At 59.9% G+C, this 22901-nt stretch carries 17 protein-coding genes; 6 read left to right on the top strand and 11 right to left on the bottom strand.

The window, feature by feature from the left end; genetic code table 11:
• Positions 1-22: 22 nt before the first annotated feature.
• Positions 23-553: a GNAT family N-acetyltransferase gene (locus tag AC6I79_RS09815; RefSeq protein ID WP_498027259.1), complete on the bottom strand. Its 531-nt coding sequence runs from the start codon at positions 551-553 to the stop codon at positions 23-25.
• 275 nt (positions 554-828) lie between these two features.
• On the opposite strand from AC6I79_RS09815, the gene AC6I79_RS09810 reads away from it, so the two are divergent.
• Complete coding sequence (locus AC6I79_RS09810) at positions 829-2256, top strand: purine-cytosine permease family protein (RefSeq protein WP_498027729.1); 1428 nt, start codon at positions 829-831, stop codon at positions 2254-2256.
• 127 nt (positions 2257-2383) lie between these two features.
• A complete protein-coding gene (locus tag AC6I79_RS09805) occupies positions 2384-6967 on the top strand; it encodes an ATP-dependent helicase (RefSeq protein WP_498027728.1) in 4584 nt (1527 codons plus the stop codon).
• Here the strand turns inward: AC6I79_RS09805 and AC6I79_RS09800 are convergent.
• From AC6I79_RS09800 to AC6I79_RS09780, 5 genes are all read right to left on the bottom strand, one after another.
• Positions 6964-9060, bottom strand: a complete 2097-nt coding sequence (locus AC6I79_RS09800) for an FUSC family protein (protein WP_058774673.1) — start codon at positions 9058-9060, stop codon at positions 6964-6966. The genes AC6I79_RS09805 and AC6I79_RS09800 overlap by 4 nt on opposite strands.
• Positions 9061-9382: 322 nt before the next feature.
• Entirely contained in the window at positions 9383-10498 is a 1116-nt protein-coding gene (locus tag AC6I79_RS09795) for a lactonase family protein (protein WP_498027727.1), read from the bottom strand.
• 321 nt (positions 10499-10819) lie between these two features.
• Positions 10820-12094 (bottom strand): MFS transporter, encoded by a 1275-nt coding sequence (locus AC6I79_RS09790; protein ID WP_498027726.1) that lies wholly within the window; start codon positions 12092-12094, stop codon positions 10820-10822.
• A complete protein-coding gene (locus tag AC6I79_RS09785; RefSeq protein ID WP_498027725.1) occupies positions 12069-13139 on the bottom strand; it encodes an amidohydrolase family protein in 1071 nt (356 codons plus the stop codon). The genes AC6I79_RS09790 and AC6I79_RS09785 overlap by 26 nt, the downstream gene beginning before the upstream one ends.
• A gap of 267 nt (positions 13140-13406) precedes the next feature.
• A complete protein-coding gene (locus AC6I79_RS09780; protein ID WP_021506023.1) occupies positions 13407-13589 on the bottom strand; it encodes a DUF1289 domain-containing protein in 183 nt (60 codons plus the stop codon).
• A 121-nt stretch (positions 13590-13710) separates the two neighbouring features.
• Here AC6I79_RS09780 and AC6I79_RS09775 point away from each other — a divergent pair, with 121 nt between their 5' ends.
• The 4 genes from AC6I79_RS09775 (at position 13711) to AC6I79_RS09760 (ending at position 16908) form a co-directional block, all read left to right on the top strand.
• Positions 13711-13986, top strand: a complete 276-nt coding sequence (locus AC6I79_RS09775) for a metal/formaldehyde-sensitive transcriptional repressor (RefSeq protein WP_058769814.1) — start codon at positions 13711-13713, stop codon at positions 13984-13986.
• 46 nt (positions 13987-14032) lie between these two features.
• Positions 14033-14383 carry a DUF3147 family protein gene (locus AC6I79_RS09770; protein ID WP_021506022.1) on the top strand — a complete coding sequence of 117 codons (351 nt, stop codon included), beginning with the start codon at positions 14033-14035 and terminating at the stop codon, positions 14381-14383.
• 83 nt (positions 14384-14466) lie between these two features.
• Positions 14467-15492, top strand: a complete 1026-nt coding sequence (gene curA / locus AC6I79_RS09765) for an NADPH-dependent curcumin/dihydrocurcumin reductase (RefSeq protein WP_058758571.1) — start codon at positions 14467-14469, stop codon at positions 15490-15492.
• 150 nt (positions 15493-15642) lie between these two features.
• Positions 15643-16908, top strand: a complete 1266-nt coding sequence (locus AC6I79_RS09760; protein ID WP_058780555.1) for an SfnB family sulfur acquisition oxidoreductase — start codon at positions 15643-15645, stop codon at positions 16906-16908.
• Here AC6I79_RS09760 and AC6I79_RS09755 read toward each other — a convergent pair.
• The 5 genes from AC6I79_RS09755 to AC6I79_RS09735 are packed head-to-tail and all read right to left on the bottom strand — an operon-like array spanning position 16905 to position 22758.
• Complete coding sequence (locus tag AC6I79_RS09755; RefSeq protein ID WP_104186636.1) at positions 16905-18269, bottom strand: LLM class flavin-dependent oxidoreductase; 1365 nt, start codon at positions 18267-18269, stop codon at positions 16905-16907. The two genes, AC6I79_RS09760 and AC6I79_RS09755, sit on opposite strands and share 4 nt — an antisense overlap.
• Before the next feature lie 12 nt (positions 18270-18281).
• On the bottom strand, positions 18282-19202 hold the full coding sequence (locus AC6I79_RS09750; protein WP_498027741.1) for an ABC transporter permease: 921 nt from the start codon (positions 19200-19202) through the stop codon (positions 18282-18284).
• A gap of 46 nt (positions 19203-19248) precedes the next feature.
• Positions 19249-20262: an ABC transporter permease gene (locus tag AC6I79_RS09745; RefSeq protein ID WP_125308654.1), complete on the bottom strand. Its 1014-nt coding sequence runs from the start codon at positions 20260-20262 to the stop codon at positions 19249-19251.
• The gene (locus AC6I79_RS09740; RefSeq protein WP_125308652.1) at positions 20259-21782 is read right to left on the bottom strand and encodes a sugar ABC transporter ATP-binding protein; all 1524 of its coding nucleotides are present in this window, start codon (positions 21780-21782) and stop codon (positions 20259-20261) included. Before AC6I79_RS09740 ends, AC6I79_RS09745 begins: the two co-directional genes overlap by 4 nt.
• Complete coding sequence (locus AC6I79_RS09735; RefSeq protein ID WP_058774665.1) at positions 21772-22758, bottom strand: sugar ABC transporter substrate-binding protein; 987 nt, start codon at positions 22756-22758, stop codon at positions 21772-21774. The genes AC6I79_RS09740 and AC6I79_RS09735 overlap by 11 nt, the downstream gene beginning before the upstream one ends.
• Positions 22759-22901 lie beyond the last annotated feature (143 nt).

Below are 22901 nucleotides of genomic sequence, written 5' to 3'. Positions count from 1 at the left end.
TACCAGAGGTGCGCGCCCTGCCTCACGAATGCTCTGCAGGACTCTTGATATCCAGTTCATAAACCACACAGGGCTGGTCGTAATGCTGCTCGATACCGCGATAGCGCATACCCAGCCGCTGCATCACCCGATGGGATGCAAGGTTTTCCGGATGTGCCACCGCCACCAGATAATCCACGCCAATCTGCCCGGTAGCAAACTGCACAATTGCCGTGGCGGCTTCGGTGGCATACCCTTTCCCCTGACTGCTGCGCAACAGTCGCCAGCCAATTTCCAGCGGCGCCTGTTCCTGATGGGCCAGATGCTGCAGACAAGCCGCTCCGACGATGTCATCGCTGCTCTTCTCGCGTAGCGCCCACCAGGAAAAACCATAGCGCTGCCAGCGTTGCTGCACGCGCTCAATGGTCGCCAGCGTCTCGTCCTGGCTCTTCACCTGGCCCTCATTGATATACCGCATGATTTCCGGGTCATCATCCATCGCGCGCAAGCCGGCGAGGTGGTTTAGCGCAAAAGGTTCCAGTCGTAAGCGTTCTGTTTCAATCACTGCCTGCATAACTCTCTCCCCGGGTTGTCCTGTTCGCCACCAGTAGTGGCTATGTAGTTAGCGCATCATCGCCTTTGTGCGCGTCCGTTACCGGCCAGGCTCCTGACATTAACGGACAACATTGCCAGCGTCATCACAATTTCCAATGACCGGTCAGCTTGTAACCTCATCAACCTCGTGACAATATCGCTACATGTATATACATGTATGTTTCGTGACATTTACCACTGACTAACAAGAAAAATCAATGACTAACCACCTTTAGCCGTTCCAGCGAGGAAACTATGTCCGCTCAGATACCTGCCGCAGATTATTCAGGTGCAGAGAAACAGCGCCTGTCAGAAACACGTTCCATTGATTACATCCCGCTCAGCGAGCGTCACGGGCATCCGTTCAGCCAGTTCACGTTGTGGTTTGGTGGCAATTTGCAGATTACCGCCATTGTTACCGGTGCGCTGGCGGTGGTGCTGGGTGGCGATGTTGTGTGGTCGATTGTCGGTCTACTGGTGGGACAGATCGTCGGCGCGGCCATCATGTCGCTGCACGCGATTCAGGGCCCGCGACTTGGCCTGCCGCAGATGATCACCAGCCGTATGCAGTTTGGCGTGTTTGGCGCGGTGATCCCGCTGGTGCTGGTGTGCATTATGTATGTGGGGTTCTCGGCCAGCGGCACGGTACTGGCCGGCCAGGCGCTGGCGAAGCTGGTCAACGTCAGCAATGCAGCCGGCATGATCATCTTCAGCGCCATCATCATTGTGATTGCGGTGCTCGGCTATCGGGTGATTCATAAACTCGGCAAAGTGGCTAGCGTCATCGGCGTGCTGGCCTTTGTTTACCTGTTCATCACCCTATTCTCCAGCCACGATTTGGCGACCGTCTGGCAAAATCAGCACTTCAGCGTTGCCAGTTTTCTGCTGGCGGTATCGCTCTCCTCGTCATGGCAGATTGCGTTTTGCCCTTATGTGTCGGACTACTCGCGCTATCTGCCGGTGGATGTCTCCGCGAAAAAGCTGTTCAGTTCGGTGTTTTTTGGCACCGTGCTGGGCACGCAGGCATCCATGACGCTGGGCGTCATTGTGGCTGCAATTGCGGGTAAAGCGTTCTCCGGTAATGAAGTGGGCTACATCGTCGGGCTGGGCAGCAGCGCCACCATGGCGATGGTTATCTACTTCGCCATCTGCTTTGGCAAAATCACCTTCACCACGCTCAATGCCTACGGCAGCTTTATGTCGCTGACCACCATTGTCTCCGGTTTTCGCCAGCAAACCGCGATCAGCCGTGGCGGACGTATCCTGTTTGTGGTGCTGATGGTGACGCTCTCCTGCATCATTGCGCTGCTCAGCGAACCGGCGTTTCTCAAATCATTTACCCACTTCCTGCTGTTCCTGCTGGCCTTTTTTGTGCCGTGGAGCGCCATCAGCCTGACGGATTTTTATCTGATTACCAAAGGGAAAGTCGATGTGCCCGCGCTGTCGCAACCGGATGGCCGCTATGGTCGCTGGAACTGGGCCGGCATAATCATCTACTTCCTCGGGGTGCTGGTACAGCTGCCGTTCATTGATAACCCGCTGCATCATGGTTCCCTGACGTGGATTTTTGCCGGCAACGATGTGTCATGGATCATCGGCTGGTTTGTTACCGCGCTGCTGTGGCTGGCCGCACGTCGCTTTGATCGACGCGGGAAACTGGCCGACTCGGTTTATCCTCAGTGACGTTGTCACATACTAATGCTGCGGCGCGTGTTTTCGCGCCGCCCTCATCGGCAATATCCTGATAATGCCGTAAACGCTGCGGCACGCTACACTGCTGATCGCCCTTTCGAGAATGCAGGAGTCATGGATGCCAGCCTCAGCGCTTTCACTGTTCACCCCGGCCACGCAACAGTGGTTTCGCCGCACTTTTCCGGCGGCGACCCCCGTACAACAGGAAGCCTGGCGCGCCATCGCCAGCGGACAACACTGCCTGGTGATTGCCCCGACCGGCTCCGGCAAAACGCTGGCGGCATTTCTGCATGCGATCGACGCGCTGTTTCGCGAGCGCAGCCGTGACGAACCCGTAGCGCGCAGTCATAAGACGCGCATTCTGTATATTTCACCGGTTAAAGCGCTTGCGGCTGACGTGCAGCGTAACCTGGCGCTACCGCTGGCGGGCGTTGCCGCTCAGCGCGCGGAACTGGGTGAGGCGGAAATCACGCTGGAGGTCGGCATGCGCTCCGGCGACACGCTCAGCGCCGAACGGGCAAAGCTGCAGCGCCGGCCGCCGGACATCCTGATTACTACCCCGGAATCGCTTTTCCTGCTGCTGACGTCAAAAGCCCGCGAAACGCTGCGCGGCATCTCAACCGTGATTATTGACGAAGTGCACGCGGTGGCCGGAAGTAAACGCGGCGCCCACCTGGCGCTCAGCCTGGAACGGCTCGATGTATTGCTGGCGCAGCCTGCTCAGCGCATTGGCCTGTCGGCCACTGTGCGACCGCCAGAAGCGGTGGCAGCTTTTCTCGGTGGCGCGGGCGCTACGCGCATCGTCAACCCGCCGGCGCAGCGGCCGCTGCAGCTGACAATTACTGTGCCGGTAGAGGACATGACGGATATCCAGCAGCGTCCCGATGCGCGCGCCGCGCAGGAGAGCAGCCTCGCCGCCGGTTCCATCTGGCCGCATATTGAAGCCGGCATCCTGGATGAGGTATTGCGCCATCGCGCGACTTTGGTGTTTACCAATTCGCGTGGGCTGGCGGAGAAACTCACCGCACGCCTCAACGAACTGTATGCGCGCCGCGCCGCGCCAGAGCATGGCGTAACGGAGCCCGCCCTCGCCTATGGCTCTTTTAGCGGCGGAACCGAAAAACGCGCCACGCCTGCTGAAGAGTATATTGCCCGTTCGCATCATGGCTCGGTGTCGAAAGAGCAGCGGCTGGAGATTGAGAACGCCCTGAAAGCCGGCGAACTGCGCTGCGTGGTGGCGACATCCAGTCTTGAACTGGGAATTGACATGGGTGATATCGATCTGGTGATTCAGGTCGGGGCACCGCCTTCGGTGGCCAGCGCGCTACAGCGTATTGGCCGGGCCGGTCACCAGGTCGGCGGTACGCCGAAAGGCATTATCTGGCCGCGCACGCGCCGCGATCTGGTTGATGCGGCCGTGACGGTGGACGCGATGCTGGCAGGCGAACTGGATGCTATCGCTTTGCCACACAATCCGCTCGATATTCTCGCCCAGCATACGGTGGCGGCGGCGGCCATGGACACCCTGTCAGTCGAGGCGTGGTATCAACAGGTGCGCCGTGCCGATCCGTTTAAAACGTTACCGCGTAACGCCTTCGATGCGGTGCTGGATATGCTGTCTGGCCGCTACCCTTCGGACGAGTTTGCTAACCTGCGCCCGCGCATTATCTGGGATCGACAACAGCAAACCTTAAGCGGTCGCCCGGGCGCGCAGCATCTGGCCGTCACCAGCGGAGGCACCATTCCGGACCGCGGCATGTTCAGCGTGATGCTGCCGGAGGGCGAAGAACAGTCCGGTGCGCGCCGGGTCGGCGAACTGGATGAGGAGATGGTGTATGAGTCGCGGATTAACGACATCATCACGCTTGGCGCCACCTCGTGGCGCATCCAGCAAATTACGCACGATCAGGTGGTGGTGGTGCCGGCACCCGGTCGCTCGGCGCGCCTGCCCTTCTGGCACGGCGACAGTCTCGGGCGCTCGGCGACACTCGGCGAAGCCATTGGCCGCTATTTGCGACATGCCGCCAGCGGGGTGTTGCCCGGCAGCGACAACCTTGACGCCAATGCCCGACATAACATTCGTGCGCTCATCGACGAACAGATTGCCGCCACAGGCCTGGTGCCTGACGATCGCAATTTGCTGATTGAGCGCTGTCGCGATGAAACCGGCGACTGGCGCGTGATTTTGCATTCCCCTTATGGTCAGCGTGTGCATGCACCATGGGCGCTGGCCATCGCTGAGCGCATTGGCCGCCAGATGGGCCTCGATCCGGCCGTGGTCGCCAGCGATGATGGGATTGTCGCGCGCTTCCCTGACAGCGAAGGCCGGGTGCCAGGCGCTGAACTGTTTTTGTTTGCGCCGGACGAACTCCAGCGACAGGTGACGGCTGCGGTGGGACATTCTGCGCTGTTTGCCGCCCGCTTCCGCGAATGCGCCGCGCGCGCCCTGCTGCTGCCGCGCCGCAATCCCGGTAAACGTTCTCCGCTGTGGCAGCAGCGGCTACGCGCCGGGCAACTACTGGAAGTGGCGCGGCAGTTCGACGATTTCCCGATTTTGATCGAAACCGCGCGGGAATGTCTGCAGGACGTGTATGACCTGCCGGCGCTGCATCAGCTGATGGCGCGGATACAACAGGGCGAGGTTAAGCTGACTGAAGTTACCACCGATACGCCCTCGCCGTTTGCTGCACCGCTGCTGTTTGGCTATGTCGCCGAATTCATGTATGCCAGCGATGCGCCGCAGGCGGAGCGGCGCGCCTCAATGCTGGCGCTCGACAGCACGCTGCTGAGCGATCTGCTGGGCCAGGTTGAGATGCACGAGCTGCTGGCACCCGAGGTGGTGGCCCGCGTTGAGCAGGAGCTTCAGCGCACCGTCCCCGATTATCAGGCCAGCACTCAGGAAGCCGTGGTTGATCTGCTGCGCGAGCTGGGGCCGCTCACTGTGCCGGAAATCACGGCGCGCTACAACGGCGAGGCGGCGCTGATGCCGCTGCTAACCGCGCTGCAACAGGCGCAACGCATCATTCAGGTTACGATTGCGGCAGAGGCGCGCTGGGCTGTCGCCGAAGATGGCGTGCGGCTGCGCGACGCACTGGGCACGGCGCTGCCAGCTGATCTGCCCGCCGGGCTGCTCGCGCCGGTGGCTCGTCCACTGCATGACTTACTTAATCGCTATCTGCGCACCCACGCTGTCGCCACCAGTCTGCAAATCGCCGCCCGCTTTGGTCTGGGCCGCGCTGTGGTCGACGACACGCTGGTGGAGCTGCGTCAGCAGCAACGCGTACTGAAAGGCGATTTCCTCTCGCCTGCGGTCGATGCGTCAACGCAGTGGGTAGCGGAAAGCGTATTTCGTCGTTTGCGCGTGCGATCGCTGCAGGCGGCGCGTGAGGCCACCCGACCGGTCGAAGCGCCAGCGTACGTGGCTTTTCTGCTTGAGCGTCAGGGATTACTGAGCGACGTCGCAGCATCCGCGGCACAGGGCGCCTTTGCCGGTATCAACGGCGTGGTGCGGGTGATCGAACAGCTGGCTGGCGTGGCGCTGCCGGTTTCGCTGTGGGAAAGCCAGATTTTGCCGGCGCGGGTGCGTGATTATCAGCCAGCGATGCTGGATGAGCTGCTCTCTTCCGGTGAAGTCATCTGGAGTGGCCAGCGGGCACCTGGCGCACAGGAGGGACTGGTCTCCCTGCACCTGAGCGAGTTTGCCAGTGAAACGTTACCGGTGCCTGATGAGGGTAATAATGTGACATTGTCACCTTTGCAGCACGCGATTGTGGCGCAGTTACAGGACGGCGGCGGCTGGTTCGCCCGCGAGCTGCTGCCGCGCGTGATGGCGCAGCCTGAACAATCTGTCGATCCCGGCGAAGTCTTTGCCGCGATGTGGGAACTGGTATGGCGCGGCTATCTGACCATGGATACCTGGGCCGCGCTGCGCCAGCTCAGCACCACCAGCCACACGCCGCGTCCACGCCCGGCCCGTCCTGCGCGCAGTCGCCACAGTCGGGCCAGTTTCGCGGCCAGCCGCAGTGCAGCTGCGCAGCCCTCGCTCAACAGCATGGCCGGACGCTGGTCGCTGATAGTGCGGCAGCCGCTGGCCGATACCGAACGCGCCCTGGCGCTGACTGAAAATATGCTCGACCGCTTTGGCGTGATCACGCGCGGTGCCGCCGTGGCAGAGCAGATTCCCGGCGGCTTTCCGGCGTTGCAGCCGCTCTTGCGCGGTATGGAGGATGCCGGACGGCTGCTGCGCGGCCGCTTTGTTGCCGGCATGGGCGGCGCGCAGTTTGCTGAAAATCCGGCCATCGACCGGCTGCGCCAGCTCGGCAGCGCGCAGGCCACACATCCGCCGGTGGCGCTGACGGTGCTGGATCCCGCCAATCCCTTTGGCGTGCAGCTGGCGTGGCCGCTCAGCGTCGGTGGCGTGCGGCCTACCCGCCGCAGCGGCGCACTGGTGGTGATTGGCAATGGGCGCGTTATGCTGTGGCTGCCGCCGGGTGGTAAAGAGCTGTTAACTTTTGGCGACATTAGTGAGGAGCAACGCCAGGCCGCGATCGTGGCGCTGGGCCAGGCCTTACGCCGGGAGAAGACCCACAGCTTCATTCTCGAACGGGTGGACGATCAGCCGGCCAGCCAGTCATCACTGCTACCGGCCCTGAAAGCCATCGGCTTTTCCCGCGTGCCGAAAGGTTACAGCTGGTATGGCTAAGCCTGCAGGCGGTAACGATGCTGCTGCAGGCGTTCGGCCTGACGCGGCGTGGCCACCGGCCAGCTAAGTTGCGGAAACAGGTATAACCGGATGCTGAACAGATGAAACAGCGGCAGCAGCAGCGCCTCGTCACGCTGCGCCAGCTGTTCCAGCTGCATCAGCAGCACATCGAGCTCCTCCTGCAAATCCTCATGCGGCGGCGTCTGCAGCGACTTCAGCCTGCGCTTAAGAAACAGTCCCAGCTCGTGAAACATCTGCCCGCTGTCCAGCTGATAACGGCTCAGCAGCGCCTGATGGCGCGCGTAGTAGTCAAAGCTATTAACCCCCAGCCACACCTCGGTCAGCAGCATTCCTGCCGGCGCCATATCGGACTGCGGATCAAGGTGCAGGCGTGGCAGCACCACGTTGACCTTATCCAGCATCAGGCCAATAAAACGCTGGCGTCCCAGCAGCGATGAGCCGTTGCGCTCAATCTCCTTGATAAAGCGCAGCAATTCACGCAGGCCGTGACGCACGGCACGGCGCGCGGTCCACGATGGCCGCTTGTTGCGCATCAGCGCGGTCAGGATCACCGCAAACAGCACGCCGGCCATTGAAGCAATCGCGTTATTCACCAGCAGCACCAGATCGGGTTTCAGATGATGTCCGAGCCCGATAAAGCCGGGGATCTGAATCGCCACGCTCAGACCGATCATGTTGCTGGCCGGTCGCGCAATCATCAGTCCGAGCAGTAGCAAACCCGGTGCCAGGCAGAGAATCAGCGCCTCGAACGAGGTTGCCTGCGGCAGCAGCAGCGCGACATAAATCACGCTGATAAAAATCGCCACGATCACCCCACGAATAAACAGCTTCATTGAGGTCAGCGGCGTATCGAGGCTGGCGAAGAAGGAGCTGAGAATCGCGGCCATCACTGGCGCTGATGCCCCGTCGCGCCAGCCGGTCGCCATCCACAACAAACAGGAGCCAAAGGTGGCGCAAAATGCCGTCAGCGCCGACAGCCGAATCAGCCCTTTGTCGAAAAAGCGATGCGTGCGTTTACCGCGCGCCAGCGTGGTGTCGCCTGACAGATCGCTGACCAGCCCGCCCACGCTCTGGTAAGCCCCGGCGATACGCACAAAATCCACCAGCCGCTCCAGCAGGCCGGTAAACAGCAGACAGTGTTCGGTAGACAATTCGCCGTTGCGCCACGCTGCATTCAGCCGATCCTGACAAAGGCTCAGTTCCAGCTGAATGCCAATGACATCGCCCACCGCTTCGCCGTCATTCAGCCACAGCAGGAACTGCTGCAGGGTCTGCTCAACCCAGGCAGGAAAGGCAATCTGGCGCGCCGCCAGCCGCTGCAGCCGCATCTCAATCGCCGTCAGCGTGGGGATTAAATATGAAAGATGCTGATACTGCGTGCTGACCAGGCGAATCAGCCGCCGGGCCGCGTCGCCCTCGTACACGCAATGGGTAATCAGGATCTCGACCTGCTGCGGATTAGTGGCCATGCGGGTCAGGATTTCGTCGCGTTCTGGCGATCGGTCTGCGGAAATGCCAGAGAGTAAATCGCGGCACAGCTTGCGCCCGTTGAGATACCACTGGCTGACGCTCTGCTCCAGCAGACTGCGCATCGAGACCGGAAACAACAGCGCGTGCACCAGGCTGCTACACACAATGCCTAAAGTAATTTCCTCAATGCGCGACAGCACGGTGCTGGTGATACCGAGCGGCGTCGTCACTTCCGGGAAACCCATAATCGCGGCGCTGTAGCCCGCCAGCATAAAGACATAGCTTTTCGGCGTGCGGTCGTGCAGCGACAGATAGAGACACAGGCTCACCCACAGTGAGATACACAGGCTGAACAGCAGCGGATGCGCTACGGTGAGCGGAAAGATAAAAAAGATAAAGACGCCACCGAGCAGCGTGCCAAGCAGGCGGAACAGCGATTTGGAGATGGTGGATGCCGAATAAAGCTGCGATGCCACAAACACCGTGGTCAGCGCCCAGGCGGGACGATCAACATTCAGTTCAAGAGCCAGATACAATGCCAGAAAGGCGGCCAGACAGGTTTTTACAGCAAAAAAAACGGCGTTTTTCGAAAACCACTGCATGTCACGGAGACCAGAAGGCGCTAAGTGCGGCGTATCCTGCCAGAATCTGGCGGACGCTCATCCCGATAACTACGACAAATTGTTTCGTAATCGAAAACCGTGTTCATACGCGCCTGACATCAGGCACAGAATGCTTTAAGGAAACTAATCGAACGCAGCGATCGGCGGGTCGCCGGCGTGATATCTGCGCTGTCACTGCCGCAGAAAGCAGCAATCTGCCTTCAGCGGCAGAAATGTGTCGCAGATCACACTTTGCTGCCAGACGATGCTATCCATAAAATAATTTCGCGCAATAAGGCGCAGTTTCCTGCGCCCGATCATTTTAATGGCTGACGATGGTCACCCAGTTCGCGTCCCGGCCGGCTGGCGCCTCGCCCACCCGCTGCAACGCCCCGCTGCGCGCCTCAATCGCGTAGCTGCCAATAACCGCACTCTTCTCACCGCTCACCACCAGCCAGCGACCATCGGGGCTGATCGCCATGCCGCGCGGCTGTTTCTCCACCGGCCAGCTGCCGATCAGCGTCAGTTTGCCATCCTGCTGGTTAACACGGTAACCGCTCACGGTACTGCTGGTGCGCTCGCTGACATACAGAAAACGCCCGTCCGGCGTCAGCTGGATATCCGCTGACCAGATGCGCGGCGTGCTGTCGCTGTAACCCGGCGGCCGTTCACGGCCATGTTGCAGATGATACTGCGCCGCCACCGCGTTAGGCGTTTCCGCCACTTTCACCAGCTCGCCGCTGGCTTCGCGCCGGAAATGGGTAATGATGCCGCCCATTTCACCAATGTTGTACAGATAGCGATTATCCGGCGACAACACAGAATGGCGCGGACCGTTATCGGCGGCGGTTGCTACCTCCCCTTTGCCGAGGGCGCTCAACGTGCCGTTTGCGCCCAGCCGGAGCTGCAGCACGCGATCGGTGCCAAGATTACCCACATAAGCGTGCCGACCGCTGGCATCGACAATCACCGAATGCGCCGCATGACCGGTTTTATAGCTGCCGACCGGCGGCGTAGCGATGGTGCCGCTGGCCGTCAGGCGGTAAACCTGCACCACGTCGCCATCATAAGAGGCCCCCAGCAGAAAGCGTCCCTGACGGTCAGTGCTGATGTAGGGGTAACTGGCCGCAGCCGGCACGGTTTGCCGGTGGTTCAGCTCGCCGCTCTGCGAGTCAATCTGCCAGCTCGCCAGCTGCAGCGGTTTACTGCGAATCGCCGCATACAGCGTTTTGTGATCCGCACTGAGCGCCATCGGCATCACTTTGCCCCCGGCCTCAGTGTGGCCAAGCAGCTGCAAAGCGCCGCTGCGTGCGTCCAGCGTATAGCGCGCGATGGTGCCGTCGTCGGCGGCGGATACGTACACAAAGGTCTGCGCCAGCAGTGGCGCGCTCACCGTCATTGCCGCCAGCAGCGTAACGGTGCGCAGGCTGTTTATCATGGTGTTCTCCTTGATGAGGGGTAATCAGACCCGGTTATACGCAGTAAAGCATGCGCCTGTTATGTGAGTTTGCCCGACCTCACCTGGGCACTTCTCCAGCAAGCCAGGCTAATCAGGCAATTAGCGCGCCGGCGAACCTGATGTTTTGTCCGGGTTTGTGCGCGCGCTCACCTGGCGTGGCCGCGATGTGGTGCAGGATTTTGCGGTGATGATTCTGGCTACGGTGGGTATACCACACAACTGGCTGAACACCTGACAGCGCGTCAGGTGTTCAGCCGTGTCACAGGTTTTAACCTGCCGATTGCGCGACAGGTGCAAAGCTTACTGCAACTTCACGCCTTTGGTTTCTGGCGCTAACCAGACCACCACCATCGCGGCAAGAAAGGCGATCACCGTGGTGGCCAGCCCGGCGGTGAATCCTCCAACGCTGGCCACAAAGCCAATCAGCAGCGGTGCGATAAAGCCGCCCAGGCGCCCGCCGTTATACGCCAGCCCCATTAAAAAGCCGCGTGACTGCGTGTCGCCAATGATCTCGGCGAGAAAAGGACCGGAGCCGGCAAAAATTCCGTTTACGCCAAACCCTGCCATGAAGATGGCGACCATCAGAATCAGCGGCTGAGTGGTCGCCAGATACATGCCGACCGCCACCGCACCGATAAACAGGTAGAGCAGAAACATCGGCCTGCGCCCCCACTTATCGGCCAGCAGTGAGAACACCAGGAAGCCAGCAATGGCACCGGTTTGCAGTGCCAGCACAAATTTCAGGCTGTGAAGAAAATCGAGATGCTTAACTTCACGAAGATAGGTTGGCGTCCAGGTGAATACGCCCCAGAACAGGTACTGAATGAAAAAGATAAAGGTAAATGCCAGCAGCAATCCTTTAAGGTTGATTTTGCCGGTACCTGCTGTTTTGCTCTGGCGGTGAGCGCGTTCCTGCTGGCGCGCCAGCCAGACAGGTGATTCAGGCGTGATATAAGCAATGACCATCATGATAAACACCGGCAGTGCGCCAATCATGAAAAGGTAGCGCCAGACGCCGTTTTCCAGCCCGCCGGTCAGGGCCGTCACCAGCGCCGTCAGGCCAATCGCCAGAATCGCCCCCACCGGTAACCCCATCTGCATCAGCGCGCCACCACGTGCACGACGCTCCGGACGCCATGTTTCGGCGATCAGTGCCGCTCCTGACGTCCACATGCCGCCCATACCCAGCGCACCGCAGAATCGCAGCGCAGCAAACGCCTGAGGATTGTGAGAGAACGCCAGCAGTCCGGAGAAAAGTGAATAGATGGCGATACAGATAAAGGCCGTTCTGACGCGTCCGATCTTATCGGCAACCAGCCCAAACAGAATGCCACCAATAATCTGCCCGCCTGCCGTGGTGCTGATAAACACGCCAAGTTCCGTTTTGCTGACATCAAATACCACGCCCAGTACCGGTAGTAACAGCGAGAGCAAAAACGAGTCATAGCTTTCAAACGTCCACCCTAACCCGCCCAGCGCCAGCGTCCTTTTTTCTGCCGATGTATACGAGATCGCTGCAACGGACTCATCCTGCGCCAGGGGAGGCGCTTCATGCAGTCTTGATTTGATATTCATCCATATTCTCCAGGGAGGATAAGCGATAGCATGCAGCCGCGGTGCGCCAGAACAGCTGTTCTCTTTCAGCGAGCGAAGCGTGCTCAGCCAGCCTTTTACAGGCATTCCAGAATACGCCGTAGCTGAACATCCCTTTGTCGACCGGGAAGTTGCTGGCAAACATACAGCGCCCGACGCCAAATGCGTCAACCAGGGTTTCAAACTGCGGCCGCCAGGCCTGCGAAAGCGTCAGGGAGTCCGGTGGCATGGCATGCTGGGCGAAGGAGTAGCCCATGACGGTCATGCCGAAACCGCTGATTTTGATGCTCACGTTTGGCAACGCCGCCAGCGCAATGATGGCCTTTTTCCATTCCTGGAAGGTGGCATCCCGTTTGTCGGCATACGGCCCGCTACCGATCGGCCCGCCGCAATGGTCCACAATAATGTGCAGATCGGGTAGCGCCCGTGCCAGCTCAGCGATTTCATCGAGTTGGGTGTGATAAACCCAGACATCCAGCGACAGTCCCTTGCGGGCCAGGCATGCGGCACCGCGCCGGAATGCGGCACTGGCCGCCAGACCGGCGGGCGGCGTCGCGGGACTGGATACCACGCGCGGGTCATCGTGCCAGGCCAGCGGATTACGCATCCCGCGTAACCGTCCCCCTGAACGTTCCGTCATGCTTTCAATCACCGGCAGCAGGTCATCGCCAGCCAACAGGCTGGCACCGCCGACAATCGCTTCACAGCCTGCCGCCGCGCCGTAATGGCCGCTGTTAAACATTGCCGCGACGCCGCTGGCAAACTCCACCTCACCGACGGGTTTGAAGGCCTCCGGTCCGTTGCGGCGCAGCATTGAACGGCACTGAATGTAGACAGTGGAGAGTATCCGGTGGCCGGACGTTTCGATATCGTGGCTGAATTCAGGCGCCAGATAACGCCCTGACTGGCGGTCCCATAAGTGATGATGCGCATCGACCATCGGCAGGTCGGGCATCAAAGCGGGTTCATGATGCAGTGCCAGCCAGTGCTCTCTGACTGGCAGATGCGGTGCGTTAACGATCTCCATAGTATCCCCTCTTAACTGCCTGATTTAAATCAGGTCTGAAACGCTGCTGGCGTGCCTCATCGCCAAAGTCATGAGTTGCACCAGGTAAAACACAGTTTTACATAGTAAATTGACTATAGATTCACCGCATAACTGATAGCCAGCAAAAAAGGGATGTTAATGATGTAAGTAAGATGTTAATCACAAATGTCCTGCTACACCGTCAGGTTTCAATCTTTGGCAGCAGCGTCAACCTCAATGTGTGTCGCCTCGACCTGACGAACAAGACTACGCCTCTCGGGTTTTAAGCGCTTTCAGGCGCGCCGGAAGCGCCCGCTCTGTCGCTTTGCGATGGTAAGGCGAAAGCTTGCGCCAGCTTTGGGTTTCCCCACGGGTGCGTCCGCATCCTTCGCACCAGCCGGTTTTCGTATCAAACACACAGAGATCGATGCACGGCGATTTTGCGGCCATATCCAGCCTCCTGGGATTTGGATGTCAATGTCGGGGTAATCAGTTGCAGGCGGCCCGAAAGCGCCGTAAAGTGAGTTATATACTATACCCCAGTATAGAACATGATCAACCGGAGGCAGTAATGGCCCATACCCTGAGAAATCAGAAAAGCTTGCTCACCCGCATTCGACGTATAAAAGGTCAGGCGGCGTCGCTGGAAACCGCCGTCGAATCGGGTGAAGAGTGCCTCAAGGTACTGCAGCAGGTCGCGGCAGTGCGCGGCGCTATTAATGGCCTGATGAGCGAATTGCTTGAAGGCCATATACGCGAACATTTGATGAACGCAGAGGCTACGCCGCAGGCGCGAAGTGAGGATCTGGAAGAGATCGTCGCGGTCATTCGTTCTTACCTGAAATAGAACCTCAGGCACGCAGTCGGCTTAATGATAATTATCGGGAACAACGATGCTCTGGCTAATCTCAAAATACGCGTTAACCGCCTTTATGGTGGTACTGATCTCAGAAGCCGCGAAACGCAGCGATCGTCTAGGCGGCCTGCTCGCCGCTTTACCGCTGGTCACCTTGCTGGTGCTTATCTGGATGAAAATAGAAGGACAAACGCAGGAAAAGATTGCCGCTCACGCATGGTATACGTTCTGGTATGTGGTGCCGACACTGCCGATGTTTATCCTGTTTCCGTTTTTTTACCAGCGCGCCGGCTTCTGGCTCACGTTGTTACTCTCCTGCGTGATTACCGTGGTGCTGTTCGCCCTCTGGGCGCTGTTGCTGAAGCGGTTTGGTATCATTCTGATGTAGGCGCAAGCCGCATCAATCATCCATTCCCTGCCCGGTCATTGGCTACACTTGCTGTTTTACCCGCGCAGAAACAAGGAAATGCTATGACTCAACACGCTTCACTCAATCACGCCTGGCTGCTGGCGTCACGCCCGGACGGCGAGCCGGTGAAAGAGAACTTCCGCTTTGTCGAACAACCGCTGCCGCAGGTGCAGGCGGGACAGATGCTGCTGCGCACCCACTATCTGTCGCTCGACCCGTATATGCGTGGCCGCATGGATGACAGCAAATCCTACGCGCCGCCGGCGCAACTCGACCAGCCGATGGTCGGCGGCACCGTATGCCAGGTGGCGGAATCGCAGCATCCGGACTTCAGCGCCGGCGACTGGGTACTGGCGGCCAGCGGCTGGCAGAGCTATGCCCTGTCCGATGGCACTGGCGTGACTAAAATCGGTCATCTGCCCCATCCATCCTGGGCGCTGGGCATTCTGGGTATGCCGGGCTTTACCGCCTACATGGGCCTGATGGATATCGGTCAGCCCAAAGCCGGTGAAACGCTGGTTGTCGCCGCCGCCACCGGACCGGTGGGTGCCACGGTCGGTCAGCTCGGTAAGCTGAATGGCTGCCGCGTCGTCGGCGTGGCCGGCGGTGAGGAGAAGTGCCGCTACGCGATTGACACCCTCGGTTTTTCCGCCTGTATCGATCATCATCGTGACGATTTCGCGGAACAGCTGGCGGCCGCCTGCCCGGACGGTATCGACATCTATTTTGAAAACGTCGGCGGCAAAGTATTCGATGCCGTCTTCCCGCTGCTCAACACCGCCGCGCGCGTGCCGGTGTGTGGCCTGGTGTCGGGCTACAGCAGTCGCGAACTGCCACCCGGCCCCGATCGCACGCCGCTGATCATGGGCGGGATTCTGAAACGCCGCATCCGTATGCAGGGCTTCATCATCTTCCAGGATTATGGCGATCGCTATCCGGAATTCCTGCAGGCGATGACGCCGCTGGTCGAGCAACAAAAAGTGTTGTACCGCGAACACATGGTAGAAGGGCTGGAGCATGCGCCGCAGGCGTTTATTGACATGCTGAAAGGCAAAAACTTCGGCAAAACCGTGGTGAAAGTGGCGTAGCCAGCGGTTCTCTCCCCGACTGTAAATCCGGCCTTAGTGTGCGAGCACTAAGGCTTTTTTGCGCTTTGCTTAACCGCTATTGAGATATAAGCCCTCCACGTGCGCATGCGATGATGCCCTCCTCTATCCTCTTCTACCGGAGAAGTCATTATGTCGCTGACCTTAGCCGACTCCGCGGCGCTGCCGCGTAAAGTCAATACGCAACAGACGGAAGCACCGGTGCCATTACCGGCTGGCGCCGCGCATATCATTCGCGACGATGCGGAAGCTATCGCCGTAGCCCATCAGTTGGCGGCCAGCTTCGCGCGCGAGGCGGCACTGCGCGATCGTGAGGGCATTCTGCCCCTCAAAGAGCTGGATGCGTTCTCGCAAAGCGGCCTGTGGGCAATGGCCATCCCCAAAGCCTGGGGCGGAGCGGGCGTGTCGTGGACCACCGTGGCCAGGGTGATCGCCATCATTTCAGCTGCCGATCCGGCGCTCGGTCAGCTGCCGCAAAACCATCTGGCCGGTGTGGCCCATCTGCTGGAAGACGGTAGCGAAGCACAAAAACAGGTACTGCTGAGCGAGGTACTGGCCGGGCTGCGCTGGGGTAACGCCTTTTCGGAGAAGCATGGCCGCACGGTCGCCGATTTTCAGACGCGCTTTCGGCGTGACGGTGATGAGGTGGTGATTAACGGGGAAAAATTTTATGCCACTGGCGCGCTGCTGGCGCATCGAATCCATGCCGTGGCGCTGGACGAGCAGGACCGGGCGCATCTGATTGTGCTCGATCGCGACACGCCAGGCATCAGCGTCATTAATAACTGGTCGGCCTTTGGTCAGCGCACGACGGCCTCCGGTACCGTACTGCTGGAGAATGTCCGCGCCCCGCTGTCGCGCGTTATTCCAACCTGGCAGGCGTTTGAGCGGCCAACCGCTGCCGGGCCGATTTCACAGATCATTCAGGCGGCGGTGGATGTCGGTATTGCGCGCGGCACCATTGAAGACACCCTGCAATTTGTTCGCGAACGCTCGCGGCCGTGGATTGACAGTGGCCAGGCGCGCGCTGCCGATGACCACTTCACGCTGGCGGCAGTCGGTGATTTGAAAATCCGCCTGCACGCTGCCGAAGCGCTGCTGTGGCAGGCCGGTGCAGCGATTGACGCCGCGCTGACGCAGCCCGATGAGACCAGCGTGGCACGCGCGACCGTGGCCACCGCCGAGGCCAAAGTGCTGACGACGGAGATCGCTCTGCTTGCCGGTAACAAACTGTTTGAGCTGGCTGGCACCCGCGCCACGCTGCAGGAGTTTAATCTGGACCGCCACTGGCGCAACGCGCGCACCCATACGCTGCACGATCCGGTGCGCTGGAAGTATTACCACGTGGGTAATTATTATCTCAACGGCACGCCGCCGCCGCGCCATGCGTGGAGCTAAGGGCGGCGGAAGCGCGTTGCCGGATGGTCAGCTGCCAGGCGCGGCTGACCCGTGAGACGTTCACGCAAGGTTAACGGCTGTGCTGGCTGAGGACGCACCCGCCCGCGCTGGCGCAGCACCGGCATGACCCAGGCAATGAAATCGTTGAAGCTGCCCGGGCTAATAGCCCAGCCCAGATTAAAGCCGTCCACGCCCGATTCTGCCGCAAACTGATCCAGCCGATCGGCAATGGTTTCGCCGCCGCCCACCAGCAACGGATGCAGACCACCGATACCGATGTAGCGTGCTGCCTCACGCAGCGTCCAGCGTTTTTGATCGTCAATTCGCGTCAGGCTGGCCAGCGCCGAACGGCAGGCGTCGGTTGCGCGAAAGGCCAGCGGCATGTCCGGATCCTCCTGCGACCAGTCGATACCGGTCCACGCCGAGAAGAGCGCCAGCGCAGCCTCTTCACTGATGTATTGCTGATAATCCTCAAGTTTGGCCCGGGCGGCGGCATCATCTTCGGCCGTGATCACCGTGATGGCTGTGACAAAACGCAGCGACGCCGGATCGCGCCCTTCTGCCACGGCCAGCTGACGAATGCGCTGAATATCGCTGGCAATCGCCTGCGCGGTGACGCCACCGAGGAAAATGACTTCTGCGTTACGGGCAGCAAACTGCGCACCGCGTGCCGAAGTGCCAGCCTGAAACAGCACCGGGGTGCGCTGTGGGCTGGGCTCACTGAGATGTGCATCCGGCACCTGATACCAGCGACCATAATGCTGAATAGCGTGCACTTTTTGCGGATCGCTATACAGGCTGTTGGCTTTATCGCGGCTAACCGCATCTTCCTCCCATGAGCCTTCCCACAGCTTCGCGGTCACATCCAGAAACTCCTGTGCGCGATCGTAACGCTCATCATGCGGCAGCTGCCGGGTCAAACCCAGATTGCGCGCCGCGGAATCAAGCATGGAAGTCACCACGTTCCAGGCGATACGCCCGCGGGTGAGATGATCAAGCGTCGTGAACTTGCGCGCCAGCAAATAAGGATGTTCGTACGTGGCAGAGACCGTAATACCGAAACCGAGGTGCTGCGTGACGGCTGCCATGGCTGAGACCAGCAGCAGCGGATCGTTCACCGGCATCTGAGCGGCCAGGCGCAACGCCGCGTCCGGCTTGCCCTGCCACACATCCAGTTGTCCCAGCGCATCAGCAATAAACAGCGCATCAAAACCTGCGGTATCAAGCTGCCGCGCGAGGGTCGTCCAGTAATCCAGCTCGGTATAGCGGTGCGCCTGATCCTGGGGATGTCGCCACAATCCGGCAGAGAGATGACCAGGGACATTCATCATGAACGCAAACAGCAAAAACGGTGAAGGCATCCGTTACTCTCCTCAGACAGGGCGACGCGCACGCAGCGCACCCACGGTCAGTACCACAAAGATCAGTGCGCCGGTTGCCACCTGCTGCCAGTAAAAGTTCCAGCCGACCAGCAACAGTCCGTTGGCGATGAAACTCAGCAGCACGACACCCAGCAGCGTACCCGGCACATTCGGGCGGCGCGAAGGCGTGAAGGTCGCGCCAATAAAGCTGGCACCGATGGCATTCAGCAGATAGGCATTGCCCGATAACGGTACCCAGGCTTTGACATTGGCGGCGAGAATTAACCCGACGATACCGGCGACCAGTGCACTGAATATGAATGCCAGCGCGGTGAGACGTTTGACCGCCACGCCAGAATGATGCGCTACGCTGAGCTGTTCACCCATCATGCGCAGTGCGCGACCGCTGGCGCTGCGGTGCAACAGTTGATACAGCACCAGCACCACGCCCAGCAACAGCCAGAGCGATAGTGGAACGCCAAGTAGCGTGCCGTGACCAATAGCGGTAAAACCCGCCGGCAGCGTCTGGCTTAGCAGATAGACCGGCTGCCCACCGTTGGACGACAGTTGCTGTACGCTCTGACCAATAAACAGAGTGCCAAGCGTGGCGAGAAACGGCTCAACGCCGAGTTGTGTCACCAGAAAAGCGTTGAACACGCCTACCAGCAGTGCCGCAGTCAGCGCACCCAACAGCGCCAGCGGCAGCGCGACCTGATGCAGTACCAGCGTCACCAGCACCAGGCAGGCGACATCAATCGCCGTACCGACGGACAGATCGATCGCGCCGATACGCGTGACCAGCGTCATGGCCAGCGCCACAATCGCCAGCGGTGCGACATTATTCAGCAGCACGCTACGAATGTTGGCGACAGTGGCAAACGCGGGCGCGGCGATGATGAAAAACAGCAGCAGCGCAACAAAGGTCAGCACCATCAGGCTGCGCAACAGCCCCGGCACTTTTTTACCGCTCAGGCTCAGTTCAGACATGAGATGCCCTCCCCGCCTGACGGCGCCGCAGTAGCGCGGTCAGCGCCACAACCAGCAGGATGAGCACACCCTCGACGCCGTTAATCCAGTAACTTGAGACGTTAACCAACTGAAAGCCGTTGGCTATCAGACTCAGAAACAGAGCGCTGATCAGTGCACCGCCCAGGGTCGGCACCAGGCGACGCGAAAACACCACGCCGAGCAGCGCGGCGGCAATCACCATCAGCAGATTGTCGTTAGCGCCCGGCGAACTGCCGCTGAGCAGCGCCACCGAGGCAATGGCTGCCAGTGCAGCGCTGAAGCCGCACAGCACATAACTCAGACTTTGATAGCGCGCCACGCTAATGCCCGCCGCGTTGGCGGCCTGCGGATGGCTACCCACCGCCTGCAGGCGCAGGCCAAACGCGGTGAAACGACTGAGCCCGAGTGCACTCAACGCCAGCAGCAGAAATCCCCAGCCGAGCCAGGAAACGCCCAGCGGTCCGCTGGCTATCAGCAGGTTTTGCAGCGCGCTGCTGGCGGAAATCGACGCGTTTCCGCTCAGCACCATCTCCAGTCCCATGGCGATGTTCATGCTGGTCAGCGTCGCCAGCAGGGGCAAAATACCAAGCCAGACAATCGCCAGGGCATTGAATATCCCCACGGCGATGCCGGTGAGCAGCGTGAGCAGCAGCGCATAAGTGACAGAGTGTTGCTCAGCGATCTGCGACGCGAATACCGCGGCACACAACCCCATATTAGCGGCAATGGATAAATCAATGCCGCCGCTAATCCCCTGAACACCGCCACCGCTTAGCACCAGCGTCAGACCCAGCGCCAGCGTTCCCACCACCGCCGTTTGCTGCAATACGTTACCGAGGTTGATCACGCTGAGGAAAATAGGCGACAGCCAGGCAAATACCGCCAGCACCAGTACAATAATCAGCAGCGCGACGTGCTGCAGCCACGGCTGCCCCTGCGGTTTGCCTGCCGCCGTCACCACCGCCGGTTGGCTCAGTTCACTCATAGGATTTGCTCCGTCAATGCGCCCGTGCCGGAAGCCAGGGACAGAATCTCCTGATGACTGGTGTGCCGGGCGGACAGCGTGGCGACCTGCTCGCCGCGCGCCAGCACAATAATGCGGTCGGCGAGCGTTTGCAGTTCCAGCAGATCGGTGGAAAACAGGATAATCACCGCCCCGGCGGCCGCCAGCTGCTGCAGGGTTTGATAAATGGCGGCCTTGGCGGCAATGTCGACGCCAACCGTGGGCTCATCCAGCAGATAGAGCGTGGCGTGGGTGTTGAGCCATTTCGCCAGCACCGCTTTTTGCTGATTTCCGCCGGACAGCTGACGCAGCGGTGCCAACTGGCCCGGTGTGCGGATCACCAGCTGGCGGATGTTGTCCGCCACTAGCACGGTCTCGGCGGTTGCGGAGACGCCGCCCCAGCGCAGCAGGCGCTGCACGGTCGTCAGGGTGATGTTGTCGCGCAGGCTCACATCGAGCGCGATGCCGTTGGCGCGGCGATCTTCCGGCACCAGCGCGATGCCACGTTTCACCGCGGCATGTGGCGAAGCCGGTACGCCGTGCGTCTCACCTACGCGCAGCGTCCCGCTCACGCCACGTTCCAGACCAAACAGTGCGCTGATTAACGCCTTCCCTCCGGAGCCCAGCAGGCCGGTAATGCCAACGATCTCGCCACGTCGTGCGCTGAAACAAACATTGTGAAAGCGACCCGGCGCGCTCAGGGCGTCTACGGTCAGCACCGGCTCGCCGTCAGGTGGTAGACCGCGCGGTGCAATCGCCTGCTGCGTCTCACCGATCATGGCATTAATCAGCGCCTGCGGAGAAAGGGCGTCGCCGGTAAAATGCGCGACGTCTTTACCATCGCGCAGCACCGTAACCCGCTGGCACAGCGCCTGGATTTCATCGAGATAGTGAGAAACGTAGATCAGTGCGATCCCCTGCTGACGCATACGTTCAATAACGCGAAACAGCGCCTGCACCTCGTGGCGCGCCAGCGCGGCGGTCGGTTCATCCAGTACCACCACGCGCGGCGCGCGCTGTAATACGCGACAGATCTGCACCAGTTGCTGTTCCGCCACACTTAACCCGGCGATCAGCGCATCGGGATCGATCTGCAGATCGAAGTGCTGTTGCAGTAGCTGCCGCGCCTGCTGCCGCATACGCCGGCGATCGATAAACGGTGTGCTGCCAATCCGTGGCTCATTACCGAGCAGCAGCGCTTCCGCCACCGTCAGCGTGCCGGGCAATAGCCGCTCCTGATGAACAATGGCGATGCCCTGCTGTTGTGCCTGAGCCGGACTGGTCAACACCAGTAGCCGGCCTTCCAGCGTCACGCTGCCCTCATCGGCAGCGTGGATGCCGCCCAGCACTTTGATCAGCGTCGATTTTCCGGCTCCGTTATGCCCAATCAGCCCATGCACTTCGCCGGCGTGGACATCAAGCGATACCGCTTGCAGCGCGGGAATGCCGTCAAAGGCTTTACTGATCTGGCGCAGTTGCAGTCGCACTGTCTTATTTATCATCGCTCTGGCCCAGCGTTTGCTGCGCCTGCGCCGCATTCTCTTTGGTGACCAGAATGGCCGGAACATAGGTGGCAGGCGGAAGTGAACGATCGCCGGCAAGGTATTTCGCCACATTTTGTACCGCAGTCTGTCCGATCAGATAGGGTTGCTGCGCCACCACCGCCGCCGCGCTGGATTTCGGATCTTTCACCAGCGAGACCACGTCCGGGCTGCCGTCCACGGCGTAAGTTTTGATTTCACTGCGACCGGCAGCATCAACCGCCTGAGTGGCACCAATCTGCGGTACGTCCCATGCCGCCCAGATAGCCTGTACTGACCCTTGCGGATACTTGTTAAGTAGCTGACTAATCTGCGCATAGGCATCCTGCACGGTATTGGGAATGACGTCGCGCAGTTCGGGCTGAATGATTTTAATTTTCGGATACCATTTCAGCACGGCTTTTAACTGGTCATAGCGCATCGCCACCACCGGCACGCCATAAAAACCATTAAACACCAGAATATTGCCTTCGCCGCGCAGATCATTGACCAGTTTTAATGCCAGCTGCTCGCCAATATAAAAGTTATCGGAGGTCGTGACGTTAATACTTGATGGGCTGGCGGTATCCACGGTAAATAAGGGAATGCCGGCGTCGCGAATTTTTTTCAGCCAGGGTTCCAGCACTGAGGCGGTGCCCAGCGTTTCAATAATGGCATCCGGTTTTTGTGCAATCAGCGTTTGAATTTGCGCGATCTGCTGTGACTCTTTGCGTCCGCCATCCAGCGCGATAGGCGTGCCACCCAGCCGCTTTACTTCATCAATTTGTCCCTGATAGGCTTTCAGATCCCAGTAGTGATCGGTACCGGCCACGGTAATACCGATACGTTTACCGGCCAGTGAGGGAATGGATGCATCAGCGGCGCGAGCGTGCAGCGACAAGCCGGCGAGCAGCGATGCAGAGGCCAGTAATAGTCCGGCCAGGCGGTGTTTATGCATTGTTTATATCCCTGGAAAAGGTTCAGCTAAATAAGGTGAGTGACGCCTGCTATTCGGCGTATAGCTGAAAATTATCACAGTCACTATTTATCCCTAATGCCATTTTCTCCTTTGGATATGCAGCGGATTTGCATATTGATTGC

It is taken from the genome of gamma proteobacterium symbiont of Scutellera amethystina, assembly GCF_059730845.1.
This window is presented reverse-complemented; position numbering and strand designations above follow the sequence as displayed.